This window comes from Saccharopolyspora erythraea, from assembly GCF_018141105.1.
In the GTDB taxonomy this organism is placed as follows: Bacteria; Actinomycetota; Actinomycetes; order Mycobacteriales; family Pseudonocardiaceae; genus Saccharopolyspora_D; species Saccharopolyspora_D erythraea_A.
Map to the genome: position 1 here is coordinate 7899059 of NZ_CP054839.1, position 24398 is coordinate 7923456.

26 protein-coding genes and 1 tRNA gene are annotated in these 24398 nt (G+C 65.6%); 21 read left to right on the forward strand and 6 right to left on the reverse strand.

Going from position 1 to position 24398, the window contains the following annotated elements:
• Window positions 1-793: 793 nt before the first annotated feature.
• Window positions 794-1102: a hypothetical protein gene (locus HUO13_RS35555; RefSeq protein ID WP_211899216.1), complete on the forward strand. Its 309-nt coding sequence runs from the start codon at window positions 794-796 to the stop codon at window positions 1100-1102.
• A gap of 1476 nt (window positions 1103-2578) precedes the next feature.
• On the opposite strand, the gene HUO13_RS35560 is transcribed toward HUO13_RS35555, so the two are convergent.
• A complete protein-coding gene (locus tag HUO13_RS35560) occupies window positions 2579-4348 on the reverse strand; it encodes a DUF262 domain-containing protein (protein WP_211899217.1) in 1770 nt (589 codons plus the stop codon).
• Between the two features lie 1771 nt (window positions 4349-6119).
• Here HUO13_RS35560 and HUO13_RS35565 point away from each other — a divergent pair.
• Entirely contained in the window at window positions 6120-6653 is a 534-nt protein-coding gene (locus tag HUO13_RS35565; protein ID WP_211899218.1) for a hypothetical protein, read from the forward strand.
• A 6-nt stretch (window positions 6654-6659) separates the two neighbouring features.
• Window positions 6660-6971 (forward strand): hypothetical protein, encoded by a 312-nt coding sequence (locus HUO13_RS35570; RefSeq protein WP_211899219.1) that lies wholly within the window; start codon window positions 6660-6662, stop codon window positions 6969-6971.
• Between the two features lie 197 nt (window positions 6972-7168).
• Here the strand turns inward: HUO13_RS35570 and HUO13_RS35575 are convergent, their stop codons facing one another.
• Complete coding sequence (locus HUO13_RS35575; protein WP_211899220.1) at window positions 7169-7345, reverse strand: hypothetical protein; 177 nt, start codon at window positions 7343-7345, stop codon at window positions 7169-7171.
• Between the two features lie 135 nt (window positions 7346-7480).
• On the opposite strand from HUO13_RS35575, the gene HUO13_RS35580 reads away from it, so the two are divergent.
• Complete coding sequence (locus HUO13_RS35580) at window positions 7481-7678, forward strand: MerR family DNA-binding transcriptional regulator (RefSeq protein WP_211899221.1); 198 nt, start codon at window positions 7481-7483, stop codon at window positions 7676-7678.
• 63 nt (window positions 7679-7741) lie between these two features.
• Here HUO13_RS35580 and HUO13_RS35585 read toward each other — a convergent pair whose 3' ends face one another.
• The gene (locus HUO13_RS35585) at window positions 7742-8392 is read right to left on the reverse strand and encodes an HAD family hydrolase (RefSeq protein WP_211899222.1); all 651 of its coding nucleotides are present in this window, start codon (window positions 8390-8392) and stop codon (window positions 7742-7744) included.
• Window positions 8389-9234 carry a GntR family transcriptional regulator gene (locus tag HUO13_RS35590; RefSeq protein WP_211899223.1) on the reverse strand — a complete coding sequence of 282 codons (846 nt, stop codon included), beginning with the start codon at window positions 9232-9234 and terminating at the stop codon, window positions 8389-8391. The genes HUO13_RS35585 and HUO13_RS35590 overlap by 4 nt, the downstream gene beginning before the upstream one ends.
• 135 nt (window positions 9235-9369) lie before the next feature.
• Here HUO13_RS35590 and HUO13_RS35595 point away from each other — a divergent pair, with 135 nt between their 5' ends.
• The 13 genes from HUO13_RS35595 to HUO13_RS35655 all read left to right on the forward strand — a co-directional run bounded on the left by HUO13_RS35595 (window position 9370) and on the right by HUO13_RS35655 (window position 18425).
• A complete protein-coding gene (locus tag HUO13_RS35595) occupies window positions 9370-9726 on the forward strand; it encodes a hypothetical protein (RefSeq protein WP_211899224.1) in 357 nt (118 codons plus the stop codon).
• A gap of 877 nt (window positions 9727-10603) precedes the next feature.
• Window positions 10604-10777: a hypothetical protein gene (locus tag HUO13_RS35600; protein ID WP_211899225.1), complete on the forward strand. Its 174-nt coding sequence runs from the start codon at window positions 10604-10606 to the stop codon at window positions 10775-10777.
• Between the two features lie 24 nt (window positions 10778-10801).
• Window positions 10802-11041 (forward strand): hypothetical protein, encoded by a 240-nt coding sequence (locus HUO13_RS35605; RefSeq protein WP_211899226.1) that lies wholly within the window; start codon window positions 10802-10804, stop codon window positions 11039-11041.
• Window positions 11038-11223, forward strand: a complete 186-nt coding sequence (locus HUO13_RS35610; protein ID WP_211903419.1) for a hypothetical protein — start codon at window positions 11038-11040, stop codon at window positions 11221-11223. Before HUO13_RS35605 ends, HUO13_RS35610 begins: the two co-directional genes overlap by 4 nt.
• Before the next feature lie 81 nt (window positions 11224-11304).
• Window positions 11305-12852, forward strand: a complete 1548-nt coding sequence (locus HUO13_RS35615) for an FtsK/SpoIIIE domain-containing protein (RefSeq protein WP_211899227.1) — start codon at window positions 11305-11307, stop codon at window positions 12850-12852.
• A 48-nt stretch (window positions 12853-12900) separates the two neighbouring features.
• Entirely contained in the window at window positions 12901-13284 is a 384-nt protein-coding gene (locus tag HUO13_RS35620; protein WP_211899228.1) for a hypothetical protein, read from the forward strand.
• Window positions 13285-13374: 90 nt separating this feature from the next.
• On the forward strand, window positions 13375-13998 hold the full coding sequence (locus tag HUO13_RS35625; protein ID WP_211899229.1) for a GGDEF domain-containing protein: 624 nt from the start codon (window positions 13375-13377) through the stop codon (window positions 13996-13998).
• Window positions 13995-14213: a hypothetical protein gene (locus HUO13_RS35630; protein WP_211899230.1), complete on the forward strand. Its 219-nt coding sequence runs from the start codon at window positions 13995-13997 to the stop codon at window positions 14211-14213. The genes HUO13_RS35625 and HUO13_RS35630 overlap by 4 nt, the downstream gene beginning before the upstream one ends.
• Window positions 14214-14253: 40 nt before the next feature.
• Window positions 14254-14439: a hypothetical protein gene (locus HUO13_RS35635; RefSeq protein WP_211899231.1), complete on the forward strand. Its 186-nt coding sequence runs from the start codon at window positions 14254-14256 to the stop codon at window positions 14437-14439.
• A gap of 88 nt (window positions 14440-14527) precedes the next feature.
• Window positions 14528-15403 (forward strand): hypothetical protein, encoded by an 876-nt coding sequence (locus tag HUO13_RS35640; RefSeq protein WP_249124312.1) that lies wholly within the window; start codon window positions 14528-14530, stop codon window positions 15401-15403.
• 105 nt (window positions 15404-15508) lie between these two features.
• Window positions 15509-17071, forward strand: a complete 1563-nt coding sequence (locus HUO13_RS35645) for a replication initiator (protein WP_211903420.1) — start codon at window positions 15509-15511, stop codon at window positions 17069-17071.
• A gap of 2 nt (window positions 17072-17073) precedes the next feature.
• Window positions 17074-17256 carry a helix-turn-helix domain-containing protein gene (locus HUO13_RS35650; RefSeq protein ID WP_211899233.1) on the forward strand — a complete coding sequence of 61 codons (183 nt, stop codon included), beginning with the start codon at window positions 17074-17076 and terminating at the stop codon, window positions 17254-17256.
• Window positions 17257-17336: 80 nt separating this feature from the next.
• Window positions 17337-18425, forward strand: coding sequence for a tyrosine-type recombinase/integrase (locus tag HUO13_RS35655; RefSeq protein WP_349253351.1), 1089 nt, complete (start codon window positions 17337-17339; stop codon window positions 18423-18425).
• A 97-nt stretch (window positions 18426-18522) separates the two neighbouring features.
• Here HUO13_RS35655 and HUO13_RS35660 read toward each other — a convergent pair.
• Window positions 18523-18598: transfer RNA gene (locus HUO13_RS35660), tRNA-Lys, on the reverse strand.
• Between the two features lie 168 nt (window positions 18599-18766).
• Window positions 18767-19723 (reverse strand): DMT family transporter, encoded by a 957-nt coding sequence (locus HUO13_RS35665; protein ID WP_211899235.1) that lies wholly within the window; start codon window positions 19721-19723, stop codon window positions 18767-18769.
• Between the two features lie 156 nt (window positions 19724-19879).
• Between HUO13_RS35665 and HUO13_RS35670 the strand changes: the two genes are divergently transcribed.
• From HUO13_RS35670 to HUO13_RS35685, 4 genes are all read left to right on the forward strand, one after another.
• Window positions 19880-20491 (forward strand): superoxide dismutase family protein, encoded by a 612-nt coding sequence (locus HUO13_RS35670; RefSeq protein WP_211899236.1) that lies wholly within the window; start codon window positions 19880-19882, stop codon window positions 20489-20491.
• A gap of 353 nt (window positions 20492-20844) precedes the next feature.
• On the forward strand, window positions 20845-22008 hold the full coding sequence (gene dusB / locus HUO13_RS35675) for a tRNA dihydrouridine synthase DusB (RefSeq protein WP_211899237.1): 1164 nt from the start codon (window positions 20845-20847) through the stop codon (window positions 22006-22008).
• Window positions 22009-22018: 10 nt separating this feature from the next.
• Window positions 22019-22444, forward strand: coding sequence for a hypothetical protein (locus HUO13_RS35680; RefSeq protein ID WP_211899238.1), 426 nt, complete (start codon window positions 22019-22021; stop codon window positions 22442-22444).
• 324 nt (window positions 22445-22768) lie between these two features.
• The gene (locus HUO13_RS35685) at window positions 22769-23623 is read left to right on the forward strand and encodes a GGDEF domain-containing protein (RefSeq protein WP_211899239.1); all 855 of its coding nucleotides are present in this window, start codon (window positions 22769-22771) and stop codon (window positions 23621-23623) included.
• Window positions 23624-24398: the final 775 nt, after the last annotated feature.

A 24398-nucleotide genomic window follows, 5' to 3' on the forward strand; every position in this document is an offset into this window, starting at 1 on the left:
TTTGTCGTTGTTTTTAGAGGGAAAGGAGAGGGCTAGGCGCGTCGCAGGAGCCGGCCGACGTGCGTGACTCAGCGCGTGCTGCACCTGCAACGGCCTGCCTCATGAACCCAGAACCTTCTGATCCCGTTTCCATGATCGGCAACGTTTGCCGCTGCCTGTCGATACCTGCCCTCACCTGCACTGATGGATGCCTCGCCAGGCGGGTTGTCTGCCGTTGGCGGACGTCCCTGGCCGTCGATTATTGGCAATTTCTTGGCATCTCCTGACCTCCGCCTCTGCCTGCGGCGGCCAGTCACATGGTGCGGTCGGCCCATCCCAGGATGACGAGAGGTGGTCACGGTGGCTGGTCGGATGAGGTGCGCGATCCCGCCGACGTCGTCGGCGAGCCCCCTGCGGCGAGCATGCCCAGCGACGACGAGGTGCAGGCGGCACGGAACCCCATAGCGGGTTTCATCACACTGAAGCGAGGGTAAGTCGATAGTGTTTTTCATCACACTGAAGCTGGGGGGGTAAGCAAAATGGGAGCTGTTGGACCGCATCGACAAGAGCGGAACACAGATGTACGGTGGCATATAACCGGTGTGTCGCCGGGACAAGGTGGAGGGGCTTCCATCTTGCGTCCTTCCGCGTTGTCAGCTGATACTGTTATCCGGAGCCATGATTTTGGCATGTATCAGCCACGCCTTGATCGGCGGAATCCCCATCCCGATATCTTTACCAGCGTTGTAGTTGAGAATGCATTGCAGCAATCTGTGGACTTCTACCTCATGTGGTAATTGAAGGGATAGTAATTATGAATCTTGCTGTACTTGCAGATGATGCCGGAAAAATCATTGCTATCGCAGTATGTCGTCTATCGTCTACTGGCCAGGTTGGAACATTCACAGAAGATGTCGAGGTCAAGGCTGAAATTAGCCGATCTCAACTGGCCGCTGCGCGGGGTCAGGCAAGCTCTGACTATCCGGATGGGGATGACCTCATTACGTCGGTGATCATTGAACTGCCTTCAGAACTTGAACACATGAGTCTTAGCGAAATCCAAGAACAAATGGTACTTGAACGTCGAGACGCAGGCCCCGCCTTGGTGCGTCACGCAGGGTGAGCGCGCGGGCTACCTCGGCCGAGCGGACGCGACCATCGTGTCGTTGTAATCTCCGGCGGCGAATTCGAATCCGTCGGGGCTGTGCCAGATGTGGTGCGGCATCGTCGATTGGGATTCCGGTAGCGTCGGCGGCGGAATGGGCGGATTACGAGGGTAAGGTCCGTCGAAGACAGCACTGACGGACCACCCTCGTATGCTGTGCTGACCTGCATATACGCCGTTTTCTCGGCCATTACTACTGATTCGCGATCGGGCGACTCCGTCGAACTCGGCGGAAATCACTGAGGAAAGCAAGTTTTCCGAGACGGCCGAGCTGTGGATCAGTGGATTCGAAGAAGCTGTGAAGCTAGGGAATCGGTCTCCGACCTCACTGGACACCTATCGTCAACGCCTCTACGGCATTGTCATTCCGGAGATGGCGGAGCTGCGCAATTTTGAAGTGAATACGGCTTCTTGTCATAATCTGTGCCTCAAGGTGCAGAAAGATCGGTCGCGACGGCTCTTGACAGTGCTCGGCTGTCGGCTCGGCAGATCGCCGACCAGCTCGGGCACTCGAAGGTCTCGACGACGCTCGACGTCTACATGGGACGGCGGGTGGTCGGCCCGCAGGCGGCACGGGCGCTGAGCGGGGTTGAGTGGTTCGGTGAACAAAGGTGGGAAAGCGTGGAAGCGATCTTCCCTTGCTTTCCCCGCACTGCTGTGACCAGCGGTGGTGGTGGGGCAGGTGGGATTTGAACCCACGACCTGACGGGTCGTGGGAGGACTCTGACACTAGTTGCCGTTACCTGCCATGCCCAGCGACTTTCGCAAACGCACATGCCGTTGCTTGTCGCCTTCTGACGCTGTTTTCGGTCAATAAGCGTGGCAAAAGTGTGGGAATGATCTTGCTGCGCCGCACCTGCCGCACTCCGCAGCACGCCCAGTCCCACTGATCGCCAGCCCGACGGTACCCAGTGCCGGCGCTACGCCATCGAGGGGAGACCGCTGACCGCCCCGAACCCTGAACCCGCGGATTTCTTGGCCGCACCTGACGTCGTTTGCCGGTACTTGCCAGTACTAGCCGTAATCAGCGCGGATAGCGAACGCAAATGGTCACTGTGGATGGTCAGCTGCGAACGTTTTACATCGTTTTGTGCACGTTAAGTGCACGGATGATCTTGCCGGGGCAAGCCGAAAGTTGTCACCCGAGCCCCTCGCGAAAAGCGGCGTGTAGACGGACTGATACGCCCCCGGCCGATGGACCGGGGGCGCTCGGCGGGCAGAGAATGACTCGCGAACGGCGCCGACGTCACGACGCTGTGGCAGAGCTGCCCGCCTTGGTGGCGGAGCGTACAGCGACTTGAGGCGAGGCATCACCTTTGGCCCACTGCGCAGCTAGATTCCCTTGTCTCTCGAAGGGGCTAGGTTACCCCGAACCGACTATAAGTTCCGAAGTGGCCGGCAGGCCCGCTTTCTGCATCTCAGCACTGGCGAATATCAGATCGCTATCTCTTTTGGCCAAACAGTAACAGCAGCATCCAGAATCTCTTCCATGCGCTTATTTGCCATCGCATTATCCCATTGTCCGACCAAGGCCTGTGCCTGCAAAACAGAATCCCTGCCGTTGGACCACTCTTGCAATATAGGTGCCTTATCGCGGAAGGCAGTAGGCAGGGCACTATTGACCTCCATGGGTAGAAGCATGAGGTTGCCCAGCTTTCCAATCCAGAAATTCTGTCTAGAGTTGATTGATTTGCCCCCCTGTGATTCGATGTGCTCAAGGGTCATGGATTGGTTCATTGGAAGCTTCGATTCCCCCCAGTATTCTTCAATTTTCTCCAGCGTGCGGCGAACCCGATGGACATCCTGGGGCCGCTGCGTAAAATAGGTTAGCTTTTTAAGTCCATCTTTAAACTGCGCATCAGTGGGCATGAGGGAGTTTGCATCATGCGCGAAAGAGCGGAGAGCTTCGATTACATCGTTTGCCCCCCTTGCGGAATCTACGGCATAAGCCGCTCGCCGATACGCTCTACGAATTGTGGAAGTCGAGGGACGCTGAGAGATGGACCACCTAAACTGAAGGCTCTCCACCGTATTTAAAAAGTCAACCAAACGGGATTTAGATATGTATCCGCAGTTCGGGCCATAGATGTAATTTCGAAGCAAAGAAAAAAGCAGGTTTAGAGGCAAGTTTGATTGCGGAACCAGGCATCCATACAAGGATCTGTCGATGTCTGCGTATCGATCATGGCGCCAACGATCGGCGGGAACCAAGTCCTGCCAATGCTTACCATTCGGAGAAGCAAGGCATTTATCAAACTCTTTGAATATTGCTGCTGTTTGATTAAATAGGAGAATGAAATCGCGCGCGCGCTCCGTTGGAGTTCCACTGCTGCGCATGAAAAGATCAACAGATCGCCGAATTCTGTTAATTGCTACAATCTCATTGTCAGGCTGATGGGAGGTCGAATTCCAGACGTACCCAAGAAAATCTTCAGCCTTGACCTTCGACCAGTTGCTAGTTTCAATTAGGTTTACACTTTCTCCCCAAAGGGTCTCTTCTTGTCTGGCGGCGGTAGCTGGGATAGACGAGATTACTTGATTTTTAACCAGGTCAACTTGGTTCAGGCTCTTACCGCGATCATTGAGGGTCTCGAAGATTCTAAACGCGTTCTGCCGATCGTCAACGCGAACGTAAACTACACTCGATCGAAGAAATCGATCGCGTACCGCATCGAGAGTCTCTACGCCTGACCCATTTGACTCAGCCTGCTCTTCCTCGATTCCTTTCGTAAAGATTTCATAGGCTGCATATTGCGCCTTCTCGGAGTCACTTTTAGGGCTTGCTTTTCGGATTTCAGACTCAGGTTCTGAAAATATCCTTAGTTGCAGGAATCCGGATTCAGTTCGGTGCTGAAGGCGGAAAACTTGATTTCCAGACAGGTCGACACGTTGCAGATAATTGGACAATCCTTGCGCTCGGCCAGACTCGCCAATCTTTTCGTACGCATCCTTGATTGCCCTGATTGCAATCAGTACAGTTGTAAGGCGCTGCTGTCCATCGACAATGTCCCAGCGGTCACTTCCTGAGGGATGCACGACCATGTTGCCGAGAAAGTGCACCTTATCGGCGCTATTTTTAATATCGTTCCATAGATCCAATGCGTTCTCGTCATCCCACGCGTAGGGCCTTTGATAACGGGGAACGATATGTTCACCCGTCAGAATTATCTCCCCGATCGTGCGTTGAACTGCATCGAATTCCAACTCGGCTCCTTCGTGTGACTGCGGGCGATCTGCAGGCTACCGCAAATCACAGTGACGCTAAACACCTTTCGTAGATTTGCCCGCGACGCCAGCTGGGTGTGCTGGAGCCTGCAAAGTCGAACACAAAGAAGCTCGCCTATGCTTCCAGGCGCGACCCGGCCAAGCGCCCAGGCCCCAGCGCGCCCTGCGGCACCAAAAATCGACGCTGATGACCACGCTGCCGGACTGAATGCGTCCTCCTGAAGGCTGGCTCACGGAGGTTCTCGACCAGCTTCCTAAAAACCCCTGAACAGTGAGCTGATCGAGGGAAGTCCTCGCCTTCATAACGACCCCGCAGCAGCCTCTTCGCCCCAAGGACACCAAAAGGGTTCGCGCCGCTTTGCAGTGCGGACCCTTCGGTTTAGTGATCAGACGTTGAAGCGGAACTTCCGCCAGGGGGTTTGCGACCAGCACGATCGGTCGCAATACCAGCCATGAGCAGGCGAAACCGTGTTCGTAACTCTCGTCGTTTTCCGGCCGTTTCCACCGTACTGACGAGCGCCTGACGATCGGTAGGCCCTCGCCGGCCGCGACGCAGTCTTGGCCGTCTACCTGACCGACGGACACCCAGCGTGGTCCCCCAGTCCATCGATCGCTACGATGGTCCTGGCGGTCAACCATAGCCCCGGTTTTCTCTGAAGGTAGGAGTGGACCGTGGGAATATTGAGTGTGGCATTGGGAGCCATTGCCATCGCAGCGCTTATTGACCGAGCGTTGGTGTTGGGGCTTCTGTGCTACACCTACAGACGCGGAGGGGTTGCCCATATGCGGGCGGCTGCCGATGCGGTGCGACAGTGCCGCAGGCAGGACTCATTTTTGAGTCTGCTGTCGAAGCGTCCCTAGTCGTTGCCCCCGTGATTTCGGTCGCGGGGGCAACGTGCTGTCTAGGACGGAGCTTCGGACTCGGCTGGGGCTGGCGGCTCGGCGGGCGAGCATGCGATGGATCCGGCGTGGGCTCGCCTGTCGGTGATCTTGTCTACGCTGCCTGATCGTGGCGACAGAACAGGCTAGGGTGGCGAGAGAGCCTTGGTCGGCTACTTCCGGGACACCCTGGCGATAGAGAACGTTTTACGCTGGCGCACGGGCTCGGCCACTATGCCTAGAGCAACAGGCGCACTTGCCACAGTGACAGACATCTCCGCAAGATAGCAACCTTATTCTCAGTGGTTTCGACGGGTAACCACCGCCAGGTAACCCGCTGCGCTTACGGAAGGTTGGCATGCCCGTAGGAACTGGTAAGCCGCCTACCCTCGCAGCGCGCCCAGCACTGGTTCGTTGAGTTTGTCCGGGAAAGCACGCAAACCGCCGGCGTCTTCGGCACAGATTCCGCGGTTCGCCCTACCGCGTCTCGTCGTGCTCCTGGTCCTTGCGGTCCTGGTGCTCCTGGCTCATCACTGCGGCCCCTGCGCGGTTCCTGGCCGCCTGCCTTCCTTCTGCGCCCCGGCCGCCGGGGGTCGCCGGGACCGGCGCTTGCGCCGCACGCCCGGCGTGCCCCCGGCCTGGCCGGGGCTCGCATACGGCAGGCAGGCGGCCCCGCAGGGGCCGCCCTTGATGAAGAAAAGAAACTCTGGACACGCAGGTCATGGCTGGTCTGCGTCGGCAGCGACGCCGGACGGACCCTGCTGTGGCACGAGCGACACAGCCCGCTCCTACGTTCCGTGGCATGCTCCGTTCGGGTGGCACTGATCGAACCGGGCTCGACACCGAGTGATCATTTGTAGCGTCACCGCCCGTGAAAATGGGACGTATTGCAGGAGCGGCGCTCTCAGCCGCCATGCTCGCGCTGATTGCAGCGCCCACCGCCATCGCGAAGACCCCTGTGGATGCGCCACCGGCGCCACCGCCGAGCAGCGCACCCGCCGTGGTCAAGTTCACCGTTCCTGGGCCGACCACTGATTCGCCGGGGATCCAAGCGGAATGCCGCATTGAGCAGAACGGGTACCCGCATGTCAGGACCAGCACCCGAGGTGCCGGGGTCAAAGCCTCGGTCAACTGCACGACGCCGGTGGACCACATCGAGATCACTGGCGAGATGTACTACTACTGGGGCGACTGGCTGCCGCAGTCCGGAAGCCCGATCTCGTTTGCCCAGAACTGGGGCGCATCGACGCTGGGCAACGATCGCACCAGCTCAGCGCCGTGCAGCTCACAAAGCCCGACCTGGTGGTACGGCGAGTTCCACGCCCTCATGACCCCGGTGGCCGGCGCTAAGCCTCAGCCACTTTCACTGACGTCGACCAGCAATGAGATTCCGTGTGCACCATAGGGAGCTATGGACGTAGAAGAGTTCGACGACCAGCTCGTCTGTGATCGGCAGGACCACACGACGTTCCTGGTCGAGCTGTGGTCATGGCACTACGACGACGACGGTGAGCGGCAGGGTGCGGTACTGAGCACCCACATCCTGAACGGGTGCGATGTGCGTGAGGCCCTGGCCTGGGCCCAGGAGCACCAGGCCGACCCAGGCTGTTTCGTGCTCTTCGCCGGTACCTGGACCAACCGCGGTTTCCTCAAGACGCTGTGGCTGGCTGGGGAAACCCCAGGCTACGGCGAGCGCAGCGCCGTCGTGACCTTCGAAACCTGACTGGGGCACCGACACACCGGGGCTCGGAACGATCTTCGTTCCGAGCCCCGGTTCTATGTCCGAGCCTGGGCGTCCGCCGCGACAGACCGAGCTTGTGTGCAAGGTCGGTGCTCGTAATCAGCGGTGGAAGCTCCTCGGTCACAGAGCCATTGTCCGGGCCTCGATCGATCAGCGTTGCCCTGCTCTGGACACTCAGGTCAGGGGTGGTCGGGAGCGTGCTCGACGACGATGGGCTCATCGGGGCGAGCACTGAGCACCTGCGCAAGGGCCACCAACTGCTCGGCGAGCGCGGCTCGCTGCTCATCGGTGTAGCAGCCCCGACTGATCTCGTGGGCGGCGTCGTCGAGTTCCCATTGGGCGGCACGAACGAGCACTGCGATTGATCGTGATCGGCTCGACATGGCTTCCTCCAGAACGAGACATACACGTCGATCGAGCCGAACGACTCGAACGCGTCGAACAAGTCTGCCGACAGGTAGACAAACGCGTCAACTGCGACAGTCGATGGTGTGAACCAGAGGCGGCTTGTCACCACGGGTGAGCTGGCGCGCGAGCTCGGGATCAGTCCGCGCACGGTGGCCCGCTACGTGCAGGCTGGCCTGCTGGAGCCAACCGAGATCACCCTCGGCGGCCATTACCGGTGGGACATCGACGAGGTACGCGAGCAAATTCGAAGGCTTCGCACGGACTCCCCAGACACGCTGTAGGCATGCATGCTCTCGGGCCGCTGGGAGACACCCAACGGCCCGAGAGGTCAGTCCTGATACGGCCTAGATGAGTTCGCGCATCCGCTCGATGATCGCCGTAGGCGCCAGCGGCTCGAACCGCTCCCGCTTTCCGGGCTTGTTCGCATAGGCGATAACGCTGGTCCCTGCGCGCTGCCCGGCCTCGATGTCGCTTGTTGAGTCCCCGATCATCACGCAGCCATCAGCACGGACGTCAAGGAGTCCGATCGCTTCCTGGATCAGGTAGGGATGGGGCTTGAGCTGGTTAACGTTCGGACCGCTCCTCGCCGAGATTCCAACCACGGTGTGCCCCATGCGGTGGACCTGGAGGTACGTCGAGACAGCGGCCGTGGAGTTGTTCGAGACGATCACTACCGGCATCCCACGCGCCCAGAGCGTGTCGAGCACCTCGGACGTGCCTGGTGTTGGTGGCGCGACTTCGACCGCGCGCACTTCGAGTTCCCGGAGCCGGCGTTCTACGTCCGCCGCCAGGTCGCCATGACTCGTGGCGTACTTCAGAACGTCGAACGGGTCCCGACTCTGGTTCACGGCCGCGGGAAGGTCGCCGTCGAAGAGGTCGCGCAGCTCGGCCGCCACCTCGTGGTCGGGAAGGCCGCCGAAGACGGCACACACAGGGCCGTCGAAGTCGAGCAGCACCGCAGCGCTGGCCTCGATGATCGCAGGCGGGCTCGTCATCGGCGGACTTCTCGCGCGACGGTGCTCCAAATGCTGTCGAACCACATCTGGGACTGCTCGATGAAGAGAGAACTCAAAGACTCCTCGTCAGGCTCAGCAGCGTGGTGGAAGAGGGTGGCGTCCTTGCCCATGAGGTCCCAGATCGGCGTCTCGTCGCCGTCCAGCACCACGGAGTGCTCCCGCACTGGGTAGTAGCCGAAGAACGCCTCGGACTTGTTGATCAGGTACAGCTTGAACAGCGGCACAGCGGGGTAGACGCGAAGTTCAGCCTTCGAGTCGGCAACGAGTCCAAGCCGCCCCATCTCGTTGATCGAATCAACGATCGCGAGCGTGTGCCGCTGCATGATTCCGGCCGCGCGCTTGCGGAAGGCCGGGCTGTCCTGCATGTCATCAACCCTGGCCGGCAGGGTCCACGGAACCTCCGTGTCAGGAACCAGCAGCCTCACTCGGACTGACTCCGGGCGCGCGCGACCGCTTCGGATGCGATCGAGCGGCTCAGTCAGGGCGCCATGCAACGTCTCTCCGGAAAACCCGGCAAAGTCGATCGACACCTGCGGCTGACTGAACGCGTGCTCCAGATGAGGCCGGAGGCCGACCGGGCGTTCAGTCCGCTCACGGACGAAGACACCGCTGCCTTGGCGTGACACCACCAGTCCCTCGTCACGAAGGATGCGAAGGGCCTGCTGCACCGTTGCCCGCGCGACCCCGTACCGCTTGGCCAGCTCCCCCTGAGAGGCCAACTTGTCGCCTGGCTTGAGGGTCTTCGTCAGGATCGCCGCGCGCAGGGCGTTCGAAACTTGCTGGTACGGCGGACGCGGGTCGTCGGGGTCTAGTTCGCTCATTTGCCCAGGTTATCGCGTCGGCTCCGCATTTGGCTAGCCATGTTGGCCAACCTGTTGACATGGCTAGCCAGGCTGACCTACCTTGTACATGGCTAGCCAAGCTGGCCAGAAACAAGAACTGCTCTGGAGGCACACGTGCTGAAGAACATCCCGGTCCTGCTGGAGGCCCACAAGGCGCGGGTCGTGGAGGACCCGACGCTGAAGATGATCGAGAAGGATGGCCAGATGGTCCCGGCGACCGACCCGCGCGACGGCTCGCAGCAGTGGGTGGTGATGCTCTACATCAAGCCGCGCCCGACCGCTGACGGTCGCCCGGCGGGCAAGGGTTCCGAGGTCAAGCTGACCTTGGAGACCGAGCCCGGCGAGGAGATCGAGGACGGCGTGGTCGTCGAGCTGATCAACCCTCGGGTCTCGCACTGGGAGAACGAGTTCAACGGCCGGACGATGTCGGGCCTGTCCTGGCGGGCGACCGGGATCAAGCTCGCCGGTTGATCAACCTCGCGTAGAGGCCACCTGACCTCTTCACTTTTCTTCCAAGCTTTTCTGCTGCTTGTTCTTTGAGAATTCCATAGTGGGCCGAGCCATGCCTTTTTCCGGTGCGAATTGACGCACTGGAGGCCGTATTGGCCCCCGGCCCGGCCGTTTCGGCGGTCGTTTCCGGGGGTTCTTATGGCGTTCCAAACGGAAAGGGGTTTGTATGTCGTTGGCGTATTGCCCGGCGTGTCACTGCGACCGGTGGCTCTACCCGCACTCGCGGGACAAGCACTGCAAGAGATCCGGTTTTTTCGGCAGGAGGTGATCACGGTGGACGGCGCTGGTTTTCACGGTTCCGGATGCCTGGGCAAGCCGTAGGGCATGAGGGGGTTGGCTGTGACGAATTGCGCGAAGTGCCGCAAGGAGATCCGGCTTCCCGGCCGTCGGTATCACCCGACGTGCGATCCGGAGGCCGTGAATTTTGGGCAGCGGTGTCCGCGCTGCCGCGAGTGGGTTCGGGAGTTGCCCTTGTCGGGGCGGTGCTTCTGGTGCGAGAACACGCCCGTGCGGGTGGTCATCGCACAGAGAGCCCGGATCGCGGCGGACATCGCACTGGAGCAGTGTCGACAGCATCGCGGCGCAGTGACGAAGCCGTGCCGGTCGTGCCGGTCCTTCGGGGTCCGGATGGCCCGTCAGACGGACCGGGACCTGCTGAGGATCTCGGGCCAGATCCTTGACGAGCTTGACCGGTACATCGGCGCGGTGGAAGCGATGTCGGTCCCGCGCTCGCGGCGGGTCTGGGACGCCCAAGAGCAGGCGGTCGGGTCCGCTCGCGCTCTCGATCGTGCCGCGCGCTCGGTGCGGGAGCTGATCCTTCGTTCACGGGAGAGGCCGAATGACTGATCCGCGAACCGAGATCGATCACCCCGCGCGCATTCTGACCGGAATCGGCGGGCTGAATCAGAAGTTTTCCACGCTGGGCTGGGAGGACTTGTTTTCCAGACTGATCGCAGAGATGGAGGACAGTCAGCGCCGGTTGGCTGCCGCTATCGATGAGGCAAGTGAGTAACGGACAAGGGAGGTGGATTGCTAGATGCCGTTGGTGAACAAGAACACCAAGGCGGTCGAAAGGCTGCACGAGATCACCGGATGCATCGATGAGTTGGACAAGAGCCTGGACGCGGTGGAGTTCCTGGCGGATTCCGTGGTGGAAAAGCGGGACCTGGAGCACGCCGAGGACCTGGCGGCCAAGGTCCGGGCGGCGTTGTCGGCCGTGCGGGCTGACATCGGCAAGAAGGGCGGACCGAGTGTGGCGAAGGGATATCCGAAGTGAAGTTCCGGAACAGCGATGAGGTGCACGGCGTGGTCAGGAAGGTCGACAGCGGGATGGTGTCGCTGTCGGGCACGCTGCGCCAGCTCGGGGTCCCGAAGGGCATGGGGACCTCGCTGAACAAGCTCAGGAACTCGGTGGGCGATCTGGTCGCGCACCTGGAGATGGTCAAGCGCCGGAGCTGACACCGGCGGTAGCTCGGCGGGGCATCGAACCACACCGCGGTTCGGTGTCCCGCTTTCGTTTGCACACAAGGGAGTTTGGTCGTGACCGACACGCGCGTGAATACCGAAAGAAGTCCGATCCGCGACGGCGCCCGGTTCGTGGTGAAGCACCCGCGCTCGTCGTCCTCGACGGTGGTGCTCGGCTCGGCCGTGCTCTGGGTCGGCTACCAAACGGTCCTCATGGCCGCCGGTATCGCGGTTCTCGCGGGGGCGTCGTGGTGGCTGCTGGACAAGCCGACGTTCGACCGCTTCGCGGGGCGGCTGCTGCGGGCGTGGTGGAGACGGTGGCTGATCTACCAGCGGCAGTGGGCGAAGATCGTGTTCGCCTGCAACCTGGTCACCAGCGACCACCGGGGCCAGATGATGGTGCCCAAGCTGGTGGGCGTGCGCTCGACGTGGGTGTGGGACACCCTGTTCATCCGCATGGCCAAGGGCCAGCAGCCCGAGGACTTCGAGGGCGTGCTGGGGCGGCTGACCCACTCCTTCAAGGCACGGGTAGGCAACGTGCGGCTGGTCAAGCCGGGCAAGCTCGCCTTGGACCTCCAGCGCCGGGAGCCGTTCGACGAGATGCATATCCCGCTGCCCGAGCTGCACCCGGCGACCGGGCAGGTGGATCTGTCGAACGTGGTGATCGGCCGGGATGAGTACGGCCGGGATCTGGCGTTCGACCTGCTGAAGAGGGATCTGCACATCCTGTTCGGCGGTGCGACGGGCGCGGGCAAGGGCTCGTGGCTGTGGTCGCTGCTGCGGGCGGTGGCTCCGCTGATCCAGGCCGGCCACGTCCGGCTCTGGGTGATCGATCCCAAGGGCGGGCAGGAGTTCGGCGCCGGACGGGCGATGTTCCACGAGTTCGCCGACAACGCCAAGGACGGCTTGGAGCTGACGAAGAAGTACGTGAAGACGCTCGACGAGCGCAAGCTCGACCTGGGCCGTCGGGGCATCCGCACCGCGACCGTGTCCGCCGAGACGCCGCTGGATGTGCTGCTCGTCGACGAGCTCTCAGCGCTGACCGCCTACGGCGAAAAGGACATCATGCGCGCGTTCGAGCCGCTGATCTCCACCGCGCTCACCCAGTTCCGGTCGGTCAACGGCCGCGTCTGGGGCGCCACGCAGGAACCGACCAAGGACGTGATCCCCATGCGCGGGCTGTTCCCCACCAAGGTCGCGCTGCGGCTGGACTCCGCGTCGTATGTGGACATGTGCCTGGGGGAAGGCATGCGCGACATGGGCGCGTTCGCCGACAAGATCCCCGCCTTTCTGCCCGGCGTGGCCTATGTCAAAAAGGACGGCCGCCGCGAGCCGCTGCGCTGCCGCACCCCGTATGTCACCGACGCCGACATCACCGAGCTGGTGACCTTCTGCACCGACCGCGGGGCCACGGTGATCCCGCTGCACCGCGACACCACCGCCACCACCGGCCCCGACCAGCAGCAGCGCTCCGACGAACCGCACTGGTCCGAGGTGGACTTCGAAGCCCTCGAAGACGACCACGACGACGGCAACGACCCGGACGGCGGCGAGTCCGACTCCGGGTTCGAAGAGATCGACCAGTTCGAAGGCGAAGACGACGCCGACGAAGAGATCGCCTGAGCACTCCCCAACCCGATTTCCGACTCAACCCCCTTGGAGGTGGTTGTGATGACCTCGCACACCCTGAACCCGTCCTCGATGCGCGATGCGCTCACCGCCCTGGTGGTCCACATCAACGATCACCGGCTGCCGGAACCGGTCACGCTCTCGTGGAGTCGCTACACCGGTTTGCAGTGTCAGGCCACCGGCGTTGAACCGCTGGTGACCCTGGTGACCTGGGCGGACTCCCTGGACCAGGCCGGGGCCTGCCTGAAGCAGTTGAACGGCGGCGCGGTGCACCTGGATGTGACCGGCCGCCTCGACGGCGGCATCCCGGTGTGCCTCTACACCCCGTACCGCGCCGCACTGACCCCGCGCTACCGGCACCTGCTGGAGCAGGGCGAACCCGTGGTCTTCACCGTCGCCCAGCTCCGCGCCGCCGCACGAAGCTGAGGCCGGCACCGATCCCCATCTATTGAGCGGCCCGCCCGGATGACTCTTGGCGGAGTCCGGGCGGGCCTACCCCACTTGGAGGTACCCGCAATGCTGGCAGAAATCGCTTTATCCGTCAGCTCCGGCGCGACCGGTGCCGGACTGCTCTACGGCTTACACGCCCGGTCCCTGGCCCGTCGGCTGCACACCGACCGGCTCACGGGGCTGGCCAACCGCGACGCCCTGGAACGGGCCTACACCCGGCACGCCCGACGCCACCCCGGCCACCGGGTCGGGCTGCTGGTCGGCGACGTCGACCACTTCAAGACCTACAACGACACCCACGGCCACTTCTTCGGCGACTCGGTGCTCGTCTGCATCGCCCGCGCACTCACTGACACCGCCCGCCCGGGGGAACTGCCGGTGCGGCTGCACGGTGACGAGTTCGCCGTCCTGCTCACCGGTCTGCGCCCCTGGGAGAGCCCGGAGGACCGCCTCGGCGAGTACACCACCGCCATCGAGGCCATCCGGACCGTCAACGGCCTTCCCACCCGGGTGTCCCTGTCCCTGGGCGCGGCGGTCGACACCGCCTCCGCGGTCGACCTGTCCACCTTGATGGGCCGCGCGGATCGGTTCATGTACGGGCGCAAGCACAGCGCCCCCGACCGCGCCCCCCTCACCGTGCAGCACGTCATCGCTCACCGCTCCGCCGATTCCGAAAGGAAGTCCTCATGACCCGGACTCCGTACTTCTACGCCGCAGCGCCCCACGCGATTGTCGCGGCGGCGCCCACTCCCAACGGAGTGGAATTGTCGATCACCTTTCCCTGCGACGACTCGGCGCCGGGCGCTGTGTGCCTCATGCGCCCTGACCAGTTCGAGGAATTTCTCGCCGCAGGATCGCAGATTCTCGCCGAGACCTACGCCCTGTCGGCACACCGTGAGCACTGATCAACGTCCGTCGTTTGCGAAACACAAGGAGGAATCACTGATGCACATCGTTCAGATCCAGCTCACCGGCAAGGGCGTGCTGATCACCCTCGGCCTGGTCCTCGCCGTGCTCGGCGTGCTGGCGCTGGTGTGGCTGGTCAGCCCCGCGTGGGCAATCGGGATTGGCCTGGGCCTGGTGCTGCTGGTGCGGGGCCTGATCGCCCTGGTCAAGCCCAGTAGCGAGTAACAACGGGGAGGGAAACGAGCTGATGCGCCTGCGACGCAAGCAGCGCCAGGAGCTAGGCGGAGAGGTGCGGCCAGGGCAGACACGGCGGGTGCGCAAGCTGTCCGACGACATCGACGAGGCCGGCCAGCTGCGCAGGTTGGCTCGCAATGCCGACCTGGTCGCGGTACAGGTCGAGCGGATGTGTCGGCGCACCGTGACCGGCCTGTGGTTCTTCCTCGCCCTTGGGCTGTGTTTCACCACCGAGGGCGTGCACCGCTTCCTCGCCGGGGACACCGAGCAGTCCGATCCGTTGTGGTGGGCGGCGTGGACGGTGGAGCCGATGTTCGCCGGGCTGCTGATCACGATCCTGAACTTCGAGGCCGTGATCCTCTCCCACGGGGTTAAGCCGGGCCACACCTGGTGGGGACGCCTCAAGCACGTGTTGCTGGGCTCCACGCTGTTCATGAACGTCTACCCGCCACTGATCACAGTGTTCACCGAGGAAGCGTTCAACCTCGGTTCGCTGGTGGTACACGTGGCGATCCCGGTGATCGTCTACGGCATCGCCGAAGTCATTCCGATCATCATGGCCCGCACCCGGCAGGTCATCTTGCGGGCCTACGCCGACGCGGACAAACGCGAACAGCAAGCCGCGAGCGACGCTGCGGCAACGGAATCGACACCGGCCGAGCCTGCCGAACCGGCACCTGCGCCCGATGCCGACCCGACATGCTCGGAACCTGCCGAAACGGCACAGCCGGACCGTGCCGAAACGGCACCCGCGGTTCAGGCCGAACCGGCACGGAAACCGGCGATCCGGCTGCCAGAGTCGCTGATGGCCGCGATCAGGCGTGTCCGGGAGGAACGCACTGCACAGGGGCAGCAGATGACGGTGGCCGACGTGCAGTCGGTGGTCAAGCTGCCCCCGCAGCAGGCCCGCCAGGTCCTCGACGACGTCATGGCCACCGTGGGCGCGTCGGCCTGAATCCTGTTGCGCCACAACTGAAAACACGAACTCGCTCAGCTCGGCGGGACATCACCTGATCACACGGGTGGTGTCCCGCCTTCGTCATCTCTGGAGGTGATGCGGATGCCCCTATCCGCCCTGCTCACACCCGCCGACTACCAACAACAGAGGGCCTCGGACGGCATTGCCCGGCACGTGCAGGCAAGCGGCTACCAACAGTGGCGCGCGGACGTGGAAAGCACCGGCGGATGCACCCACCCGATCCGCATGACCGGCCACTGGGCGCTGACGGATGCAGCCACCGGAGCAGTCCTTCCCCGGTCGGACGGCCGCCCCTCAGAGCGGCACGGACAGATCCTCGTGCCGTGCGGCAACCGCCGCGAATCGGTGTGTGTGGCCTGCTCCGACCGCTACGCCGCCGACGCCTTCCACCTGCTCCGCGCGGGCCTGAACGGCGGCACCAAAGACGTGCCAGTCACCGTCGCCGACAAACCCCGCGTGTTCCTTACCCTGACCGCACCCTCGTTCGGCCCGGTGCATAACCGCCGCACCTCGGTCCGCGGGAAGGCTCTGCCGTGCTCGTGCGGCTCGTATCACCACCCGGCCGACCCCCGTCTCGGTCAGCCCACCGATCCGGAGGGCTACGACTACACGGGGCACGTGCTGTGGAACGCCCACGCCGGGAAGCTGTGGTCGCTGTTCACCAAGTACCTTCGCCGCCACCTCGCGGTGGCCGCCGGTATCCGGGTGGCCGAGATCAAGGATCACTTCCGGCTGTCGTTCGCCAAGGTCGCCGAGTACCAGCGGCGCGGCACGATCCACTTCCACGCCGTGGTTCGCCTCGACGGCCCGGACGGACCCGACGACGCCACCCCCGCGTGGGGCTCCGTCGAGCTGCTGACCGAGGCGATCCACTCCGCGCATGCGGCGGTGTCGGTGACCTCTCCTGAGATCGACGGCCAGGCCCGTGAACTGGGCTGGGGTGAGCAGGTCGACGTTCGCCCCATTCGGCCGGCCTCTGCCACCGAGGTGGAGGACGAGCACGGTGCGATCAGCGATGACCGGATCGCCTCCTACGTGGCCAAGTACGCCACCAAAGGCACCGGCAAGAGTGACGCCACCGACCGCCCGATCCGCTCCCAAGGCCACATCGACCGCCTGGCCGTGACCGAGCACCACCGCCGGATCATCCAGACCGCCTGGGACCTCGGCGCCCCCGTCATCTGCCCCGAGTGCCACCCCGACGGCGAACACCAGCCCGACGGGTGCGGCTGCGAGGCCGTGGGGCACTGCGAGACCTGTCAGGGCGGCGGCTGGGCCACCCGCACCGCCGTACTCCACCGCCACGACCCCGACGCGGCAGCACGCGGCAAGCCGGACCCGATCGACGAACTGAAGCTCCGGCACTGGGCACACATGCTCGCCTTCCGAGGCCACTTCCTGTCCAAGTCCCGCGCCTACTCCACCACCTTCAAGCGCATCCGCGGCGACCGCCAGACCTGGCGCCACGAACACGCACTCGCCGAGGCCGGCATCACCGACGAAGAGACCGTGACCGTGATCAACCACTGGGACATGGTCCGCGTCGGCCACGACACCGACGACGCCCGCGAACTCGCCGAAGCCATCGCCGAACGCACCCGCCAAACACGCAAACACCGCTACTCAACCGAAAGGAAAGACTGACCATGATCCGCAACCTCTGGGGGCCACAGGACGTCGCCGCCTACCTCGGCGTCCCGGTCGGCACCGTCTACCAGTGGCGGAGTCGTGGCGGCGGCCCGCCAGGGCACCGGGTTGGCAAGTATGTCCGGTACAAGCCCGCTGATGTCGAGGAGTGGTTCGAGTCCCAGCCAGAGGCGGTGGTCTGATGCCTCGTCCACCTCTCCCGATCGGGACTCACGGCAAGATCAGGACGGCCCGCACCGCGGCGGGCTGGCAAGCGGTCACGATGTTTCGGGACTCCGACGGCGTCACCCGGAAGGTTGAACGGAACGGTCGGACCGCCGCGGCTGCCGAGAGGGCGCTCAAGGCAGCGCTTGCCGAGCGCAGGAGCGCTCAGCACGGAGGCAAGATCAAACCGGAAGCGCGGTTTCGCGAAGTGGCTGAGCAGTGGCTCAGCTCGGTCGAGCGCGACGTGAACGCCGGTGATCGGTCACCGACCACGCTGGATCAGTACCGGAGCAATCTGAAGCGGCATGTGATGCCGGCACTTGGTGAGCTGCGTGTCGGCTATGAGGTGACGGTTCCGGCCGTTGAAGCGTTCTTGCAGAAGCTGCGGACGACCAAGAGCGTGGCCATGGCCAAGACCGCCCGGTCCATCGTCTCCGGGGTGATGGGCTATGCCGTGCGTCACGGTGCGCTGGCGTCGAACCCGACCCGGGAGGCGGCTCGCCTTGGAGGTCGGCGGCGGAAGAAGCCGCGGGCTCTGACCCGGGAAGAACGCGTTCGGTGGATCGCGCAGCTGGAGGACGACGAGAAGGCCGCGCGGTGGGACCTCCCAGACCTGTCGCGGTTCATGCTGGCCACGGGCGTCCGAATCGGTGAAGCGCTCGCTGTGTACTGGGAGGACGTGGACTTTGAGAACGGTACGGTCTCGGTAGACCACACCGTTGTCAGGGTCAAAGGCAAGGGGCTGATCCGCAAGTCCACGAAGTCCGAGCATGGCGATCGGACCATCCCGCTGACCTCGTGGGCTCTGGACATGCTCAAGCGGCGCTACGCTGCGGCCGACAGCCCCGACGAGCCGGCATTCCCGGACAGCCTCGGCGGCCTGCGCGACCCGTCGAACGTGCGTCGGGTCCTTCGGGAGACGCGCGGGAGCGAGGGCTTCGCCTGGGTCACCTCGCACGTGTTCCGCAAGACCGCCGCGACCATCCTCGATGAGGCGGGGCTCACTGCACGGTTGATCGCTGATCTGCTCGGGCATTCACGACCGTCGCTGACCCAGGATGTGTATATGGAGCGGGCAGTGGTCAGCCCGACGACGGCAGTAGCGTTGGAGGAGGCTCTCACCGACGACCCCCGCTCGGACGGTTAGCCGCCGACCTCCACGGACGACCTCTCGTCGTTTTTGGAGGGTTAATGGCGGGCCGGAGGCGGCATGACTCGGCCACACCCGGCCTGACCTGGGGTTTTGGTGGGGCGCCAGGGGATCGAACCCTGAACCCGCGGATTAAAAGTCCGCTGCTCTGCCAGTTGAGCTAACGCCCCGTATGCCTAGATTACAAGGCCGGATTGATCTCGTGGCCGAGTGGGCGGAAGTTCCCGGCGGGCGGGCCCGCGGTGGCTCGCCGGGTGGCGCCGAGCCACCGCCGACCGATCATCCACTGTGGACAGGAGGGCGCCCGGAGCGCGCTGTGGGCATGGGAAACCAGGGGCTCAACGGCTGGTGACGCTCTCGGCGGGCCGCTGGTCGGGCTCGGGTGCGGTCACGAGCTTGGTGCGGCTTACCCGCTCGTGCCAGCCCAGCGCCGCGACGATCGCGACCACCGCGGTGAAGCCGGCCCACTGCGTCGCCGTCAGCTCCGCTCCGAGGACGCCGACGCCGACGATCGCCGCCGTGGCCGGGAACGACAGCTCGGCCAGGGTCGCCCGCGCCGCCGGGGTGGTGCGCAGCCCGGTGTAGTACAGCCAGAGCGCGAGTAGGCCGGGCACCAGCGCGAGCAGGACCAGGCCCGGGGCGTTCTCCCAGCCGACGGCCACCGGGTCGCCGCGCAGCAGCAGGATCAGCGCCGCCGAGGGCAGCCCGATCGCGAACCGCAGCGTCGTGACGTCCCGGGCTGGCACGACCCTGCTGACCATGCGCCCCAGCACGGTCCCCGCCGCCCACAGCACCGCCGCGCCGAGCGCGAGCAGCACGGGCCGAAGCTGGGAGACCTGGATGCCCAGCGGGTCGGGGAAGGCGAGCAGCCACGCGCCTGCCAGCGCGGGCAGGGCGAAGGCGAGGTAGCGCCCGCGGATCCGCTCGCGCAGCAGAGCCAGCGAAGCGACGGCCGCGAAGATCGGTTGCAGCTTCTGCAACACCAGCGGCGTAACCGGGTCGCCGGCCTTGAAGGCGGCGGTGAACAGCGCGGTGGCCAGGGCGGACGAGCCCGCGCCGATCACCACGACCGCGATCCGCTCCCGGACGCCGCAAGCCCTGAACGCCCGCCACGCCCGCGGCAGGAACGGCGCCAGCAACAGCACGATGATCACGTGCTCCCAGAACACGACGCTGGCCGAAGGCAGGCTGGTGGCCAGCGGCTTGCGGAACAACGCGTCGGTGCCCCACATCGCGGTGGCGACTGCTACCAGCCACGTCCGGTCCCGACCGGCGCTCCCCTGCGCGGAAACCATGCCGCCAACCTAGTGCGCGGTGCGAACGGGCAGGTGCGCGATCCCTCTCCGTGGGAAGCGGCCGCCCAGTAGGACCGACGACCGGTGCCGAGCGCTTCCGTTACGGGCAGAATCGGTCTGGTTCCAGTCAGTGACCAGAAGGGGACAGTGAACGAAATGCTCCACCGAACCCGAGCGCTCGGCTCGCTCGTCGGACTGTGCGCCACAAGCGCGCTGCTCGTGGGCTGCGGCAGCGCGGAGAACACGCAGCCTCCGCCCGCCGGACAACCCAGCCCGCAGGCGTCCGCGCCGATCGAGACCACCGGCACCTACGAGCCCTATCGGCCGGGTGCGGCGGCGGTCACCTACGACCAGGTGCAGGTCCCGCCCGGCGCGACCGCGAAGATCAGCTCGCAGCGGATCGGCGACGGCCAGACCGAGATCAAGGTCGCGCTCACCGGCCTGCAGCCGAACCGGACCTACGGCGCGCACGTGCACACCAAGCCCTGCGGGCCGACCGGCGAGGACGCCGGGCCGCACTTCCAGCAGAACCTCGACCCGGTCAAACCGTCGGTCGACCCCGCATACGCCAACCCGCAGAACGAGGTCTGGCTGGACCTCCACACCGACGCCCAGGGCAACGCGAACCCGAGCGCCAAGGGCAACTGGCAGTTCGCGAACCGCAACGACGCGAACTCGTTCGTCATCCACGAGACGCACACGCACACCGAACCGGGCAAGGCCGGTACCGCCGGCGCACGCCTGGCCTGCGTCACCGCCAAGTTCTGACGGGTTCGCCGCGCGGCGCGCGGCATCGCTGCGGCCCGGCTCCGGAGTCGGCCTTCGCGGCCGGGCCGAAGCCGGATCATGCCCTCACGCGGCATGGCCGGGGCGGAGCAGGTGCGACGGGTTCGGCCGCATGCCTGGGCGGTGGCACGGAGGAGCCGGAGGTCGGTGAGGGCTCGGTCGCCCCGCTCGCAGACGGCGAGCACGGCGACGACCGCCGCCGTGGTCACAAGCACGATCGCGGCGGGCGCGGCAGGGCCGCTCGGGTCGTCGCGGCCGCTCCACCAACCGGTCGGCGCCGGGCGGGGCCGACGTCACGGCTGTGATCGCCCCGGCATCGGGGACAATGGGCCGCGATGACCGCACTCGACACCCCGGTCGCGCCGCCCGCGACCCGCACCGCGCCCCTGCGGATCGGCCCCTACCAGGTCGACCCGCCGGTCGTGCTCGCGCCGATGGCCGGGATCACCAACGTCGCGTTCCGCCGGCTGTGCCGGGAGTACGGGGCCGGCCTCTACGTCTGCGAGATGATCACCAGCCGGGCGCTGGTCGAACGGCATCCGACGACCATGCAGATGGTCACCTTCGACCCCGACGAGCACCCGCGCTCGATGCAGCTCTACGGCGTCGACCCGGAGACCATGGGCCAGGCCGTGCGGATGATCGTCGACGAGGGCCTCGCCGACCACGTCGACATGAACTTCGGCTGCCCGGTACCGAAGGTGACCCGCAAGGGCGGCGGTTCCGCCCTGCCGTACAAGCGCAGGCTGTTCGGCGAGATCGTGCGCGCCGCGGTGCGCGCCGCCGAGCCCGCGGGCGTGCCGGTGACCGTGAAGTTCCGCATCGGCATCGACGACGAGCACATCACCTACCTCGACGCCGGGCGCATCGCCGAGGACAACGGCGCCGCGGCCGTCGCGCTGCACGGCCGCACCGCCGCGCAGCGCTACTCCGGCCAGGCCGACTGGTCCGCCATCGCCCGCCTCAAGGAGACCGTGCGCACCATCCCGGTGCTCGGCAACGGCGACATCTTCAGCGCCGACGACGCGTTGCGGATGGTCGCCGAGACCGGCTGCGACGGCGTGGTCGTCGGGCGCGGCTGCCTCGGCAGGCCGTGGCTGTTCCGCGACCTGCAGGCCGCCTTCGCGGGCGAGCCGGTGCCGGAGGGGCCGAACCTGGGCGAAGTGTGCCGGGTCCTGCGCAGGCACGGCGAGCTGCTCGCCGACCACATGGGCGAGGAGAAGGGCCTGCGCGACCTGCGCAAGCACATGGCCCAGTACCTGCGCGGCTTCCCGGTCGGCTCGGACCTGCGGCACCGCTTCGGGCTGGTCTCCGGGCTCGCCGAGCTCGACGACCTGCTGGCGCAGCTCGACCACGACGTCCCGTTCCCGGTCGACGCGGAGGGACCGCGCGGCAGGCAGGGCTCTGCGGGGCGCGTCGTGCTGCCGGAGGGCTGGCTGGACGACCCCGACGACCTGTGCGTGCCCACCGCTGCCGAGATCGACCACAGCGGCGGCTGAGCCGGCGCCGATGTCCACCGCGCCGCGCACCGGAGCGTTCGTCCACTGTGGATTGCTGCTCGGGCTGGCCGTGGCCGGATGCGCGCCGTCCGGCACGGATCCGGTACGGCAGTACTTCTCCGACTACAACACCGGCGCGCGGCTGGGTCCGGCCGCACAGCGGGATTTCCTCGCCCGCACCCAGCATCCGGACTTCGCCGACCAGACCTGCGATCTCGGCGACACCACCGTCGAGCTGGACCCGGCGATGTCCACGCTGCGACCGGATCCCGGCTTCTCCCCGGACGGCGCGGGCCCGCCGCGCGGCGAGGTGTGGATCATCGGTGTCGAAGTGGTCCTGCGGCGGGATGGCACCGTGGTCGGCAGGCAGGTCGGCTCGCAGCACGTGGTCGTCCTCGACGGCCGCGTGCACGGCTTCGCGCCGTGCCCGTCGTGAACGACTCGCTGCCCGGTCGATCACCGTTCTCCCACTTTCGGCGCAGGCGCCGTAACACGGCCTCGGTGGAGTTGCGATGGAGTTGCGATGGCGTGATCGAAAACACACGCGGTTTTGCTCGTCCGTGCGGGTGGGTCCGAACCGATTCGCTTCCGAAGTGACCCCTCCTGCGGGTACACATCCAAGAGCCGAAGACTCGAGCGGCGCTCACCATTTCAGAGCAACGCAGGGTCAGCCGGATGAGCGAATTAGCGGCGCGCATGAGCCGGACCAGCTCAAGCGATCCGTCACACCCGACGACACCACGGACGGGAGGTGAGTGCGATGACCGGACTGCGCAACGGTTTCGCAGGCCCGGAACCTCTGCGCGACGACTCCGCGTCGGCCCGGTGCCCGACACCGCCTCCCGGCAGGCGACGCGACCTGGCCGACGGCGCGGGCATGGCCGAGCTGCACGAGTCGATCGCGAGCCTGCTGGCCTCGCGCGGGCAGTGGCGGCAGGCCTACCACCACCTGCGCTCGGCTCTCGACCTCATGTCCACAGAGGACACACCCAGGGTGCCGGAGCAGCTCCGCCACGAGGTCAAGCGCCTGCGCCGGGAGCACGCCGAGGCCCGCGAGCAGAGCCGCCGGGACAGCCTCACCGCCAGCTACAACCGGCGCTACCTCGACGAACGGCTGGCCGACCTGGTCAGCGACGACCCCGAGGCCGACGGCCTCGCGGTGGCGCTGGTCGACCTGGACTGGTTCAAGCACGTCAACGACACCTACGGACACCTGCTCGGCGACCGCGTGCTGCAGCGGGTCGTCGACCTCCTGCAGGAGGTGCTGCCGACGGGGGCGTTCTGCGCCCGCTACGGCGGCGAGGAGTTCGTGCTGGTGTTCCCGACCATCGACGCTGCGGCGGCGGTCGCGGCCTGCGAAGGTGCCCGCGCCCGCATCGAGCGGTTCCCCTGGGGGCAGATGGCGCCGGGACTGCGGGTCACGGTCAGCATCGGCGTCGCGCACGAGCAGCACGCCACACTGGGCTCCGACGCCTCACCGCCATCGGCCGAACAGCAGCTGATCAGCGCGGACGCCCTGCTCTACGCGGCGAAGCAGTCCGGGCGCAACGCGGTCGCCTACCGCACGGGCAGCGAGGTCCGTCTCGCGTCCGGGCACCGCTCCGGCGGTTACTGATCGCAACCGCGCCCCGACCCGGGGTGGCAACGAGCGGGTCGCGCCGGGCAAGTGGCCTAACACACTTGCGTGTTTTGGCCTAGCAGGCAGGCATGATCGTGCACTGATTGTGAAGAAATTGTCTGCACTATCGTCAGTTCGGGCGATCAGCCGTACTATCTCGAGAGCGCTGAGCGATACAGCTGCGGGGGGTTGATCGCCGGCGACGGCGAACCATTGCACATGATCGATCACGAGGTGGGAGGGAAAACGGGTGCCGCAGGACCCCCGCCAAGGCATGAACGCGCACCGACGTTCCCGTCCCGAGCAGGATCCTGGACAGGAGCAACCGGCCGAGAGCACCAACGGCGGCGGCAGGCGCCGCCGCGCGCTGGGCGACGACGGCACCGGCGGTACCCGGGTCATCGACCTGCTCTCCAAGCACGGCAAGGCCCCCGGCACGGGTTCGCACCACCGCAGGCAGGCCGAGCCGCCGGCGAACGGTGAGCAACCGAGCGGTGGTACCGCGCAGCCGTGGCAGCCGCCGGCAGGCGGGCGCCCGCAGCGCGGCGGCCCGCCCGGCCCGCCCGGCCCGCCCGGCCCGAGCGAGACGGGCGGCCGCAGGCGCGCCCGCCCCGAGCCGCCGGAGTCCGCGCACCCGCCGGCGGGACAGCCCGGTCCCGCGTCCGGCCAGCAGCGCCCCGCCACGCCTCCGGCCGAGCCGCGCCGGTCCCGTTCGCACTCCGCCGAACCTCCCGCCGCCGAACCGCGTGCCGCCGAGCCGCGAGGCACCGGA

What these genes read in the sequence shown, in the direction of transcription:
- HUO13_RS35555 (WP_211899216.1), top strand. Translation starts at nt 794, where the DNA reads ATGAATCTTGCTGTACTTGCAGATGATGCCGGAAAAATCATTGCTATC.
- HUO13_RS35570 (WP_211899219.1), top strand. Translation starts at nt 6,660, where the DNA reads ATGGACGTAGAAGAGTTCGACGACCAGCTCGTCTGTGATCGGCAGGAC.
- HUO13_RS35585 (WP_211899222.1), bottom strand. Translation starts at nt 8,392, where the DNA reads ATGACGAGCCCGCCTGCGATCATCGAGGCCAGCGCTGCGGTGCTGCTC.
- HUO13_RS35590 (WP_211899223.1), bottom strand. Translation starts at nt 9,234, where the DNA reads ATGAGCGAACTAGACCCCGACGACCCGCGTCCGCCGTACCAGCAAGTT.
- HUO13_RS35600 (WP_211899225.1), top strand. Translation starts at nt 10,604, where the DNA reads ATGACTGATCCGCGAACCGAGATCGATCACCCCGCGCGCATTCTGACC.
- HUO13_RS35605 (WP_211899226.1), top strand. Translation starts at nt 10,802, where the DNA reads ATGCCGTTGGTGAACAAGAACACCAAGGCGGTCGAAAGGCTGCACGAG.
- HUO13_RS35620 (WP_211899228.1), top strand. Translation starts at nt 12,901, where the DNA reads ATGACCTCGCACACCCTGAACCCGTCCTCGATGCGCGATGCGCTCACC.
- HUO13_RS35625 (WP_211899229.1), top strand. Translation starts at nt 13,375, where the DNA reads ATGCTGGCAGAAATCGCTTTATCCGTCAGCTCCGGCGCGACCGGTGCC.
- HUO13_RS35630 (WP_211899230.1), top strand. Translation starts at nt 13,995, where the DNA reads ATGACCCGGACTCCGTACTTCTACGCCGCAGCGCCCCACGCGATTGTC.
- HUO13_RS35635 (WP_211899231.1), top strand. Translation starts at nt 14,254, where the DNA reads ATGCACATCGTTCAGATCCAGCTCACCGGCAAGGGCGTGCTGATCACC.
- HUO13_RS35645 (WP_211903420.1), top strand. Translation starts at nt 15,509, where the DNA reads ATGCCCCTATCCGCCCTGCTCACACCCGCCGACTACCAACAACAGAGG.
- HUO13_RS35650 (WP_211899233.1), top strand. Translation starts at nt 17,074, where the DNA reads ATGATCCGCAACCTCTGGGGGCCACAGGACGTCGCCGCCTACCTCGGC.
- HUO13_RS35655 (WP_349253351.1), top strand. Translation starts at nt 17,337, where the DNA reads ATGTTTCGGGACTCCGACGGCGTCACCCGGAAGGTTGAACGGAACGGT.
- HUO13_RS35665 (WP_211899235.1), bottom strand. Translation starts at nt 19,723, where the DNA reads ATGGTTTCCGCGCAGGGGAGCGCCGGTCGGGACCGGACGTGGCTGGTA.
- HUO13_RS35670 (WP_211899236.1), top strand. Translation starts at nt 19,880, where the DNA reads ATGCTCCACCGAACCCGAGCGCTCGGCTCGCTCGTCGGACTGTGCGCC.
- dusB (WP_211899237.1), top strand. Translation starts at nt 20,845, where the DNA reads ATGACCGCACTCGACACCCCGGTCGCGCCGCCCGCGACCCGCACCGCG.
- HUO13_RS35680 (WP_211899238.1), top strand. Translation starts at nt 22,019, where the DNA reads ATGTCCACCGCGCCGCGCACCGGAGCGTTCGTCCACTGTGGATTGCTG.
- HUO13_RS35685 (WP_211899239.1), top strand. Translation starts at nt 22,769, where the DNA reads ATGACCGGACTGCGCAACGGTTTCGCAGGCCCGGAACCTCTGCGCGAC.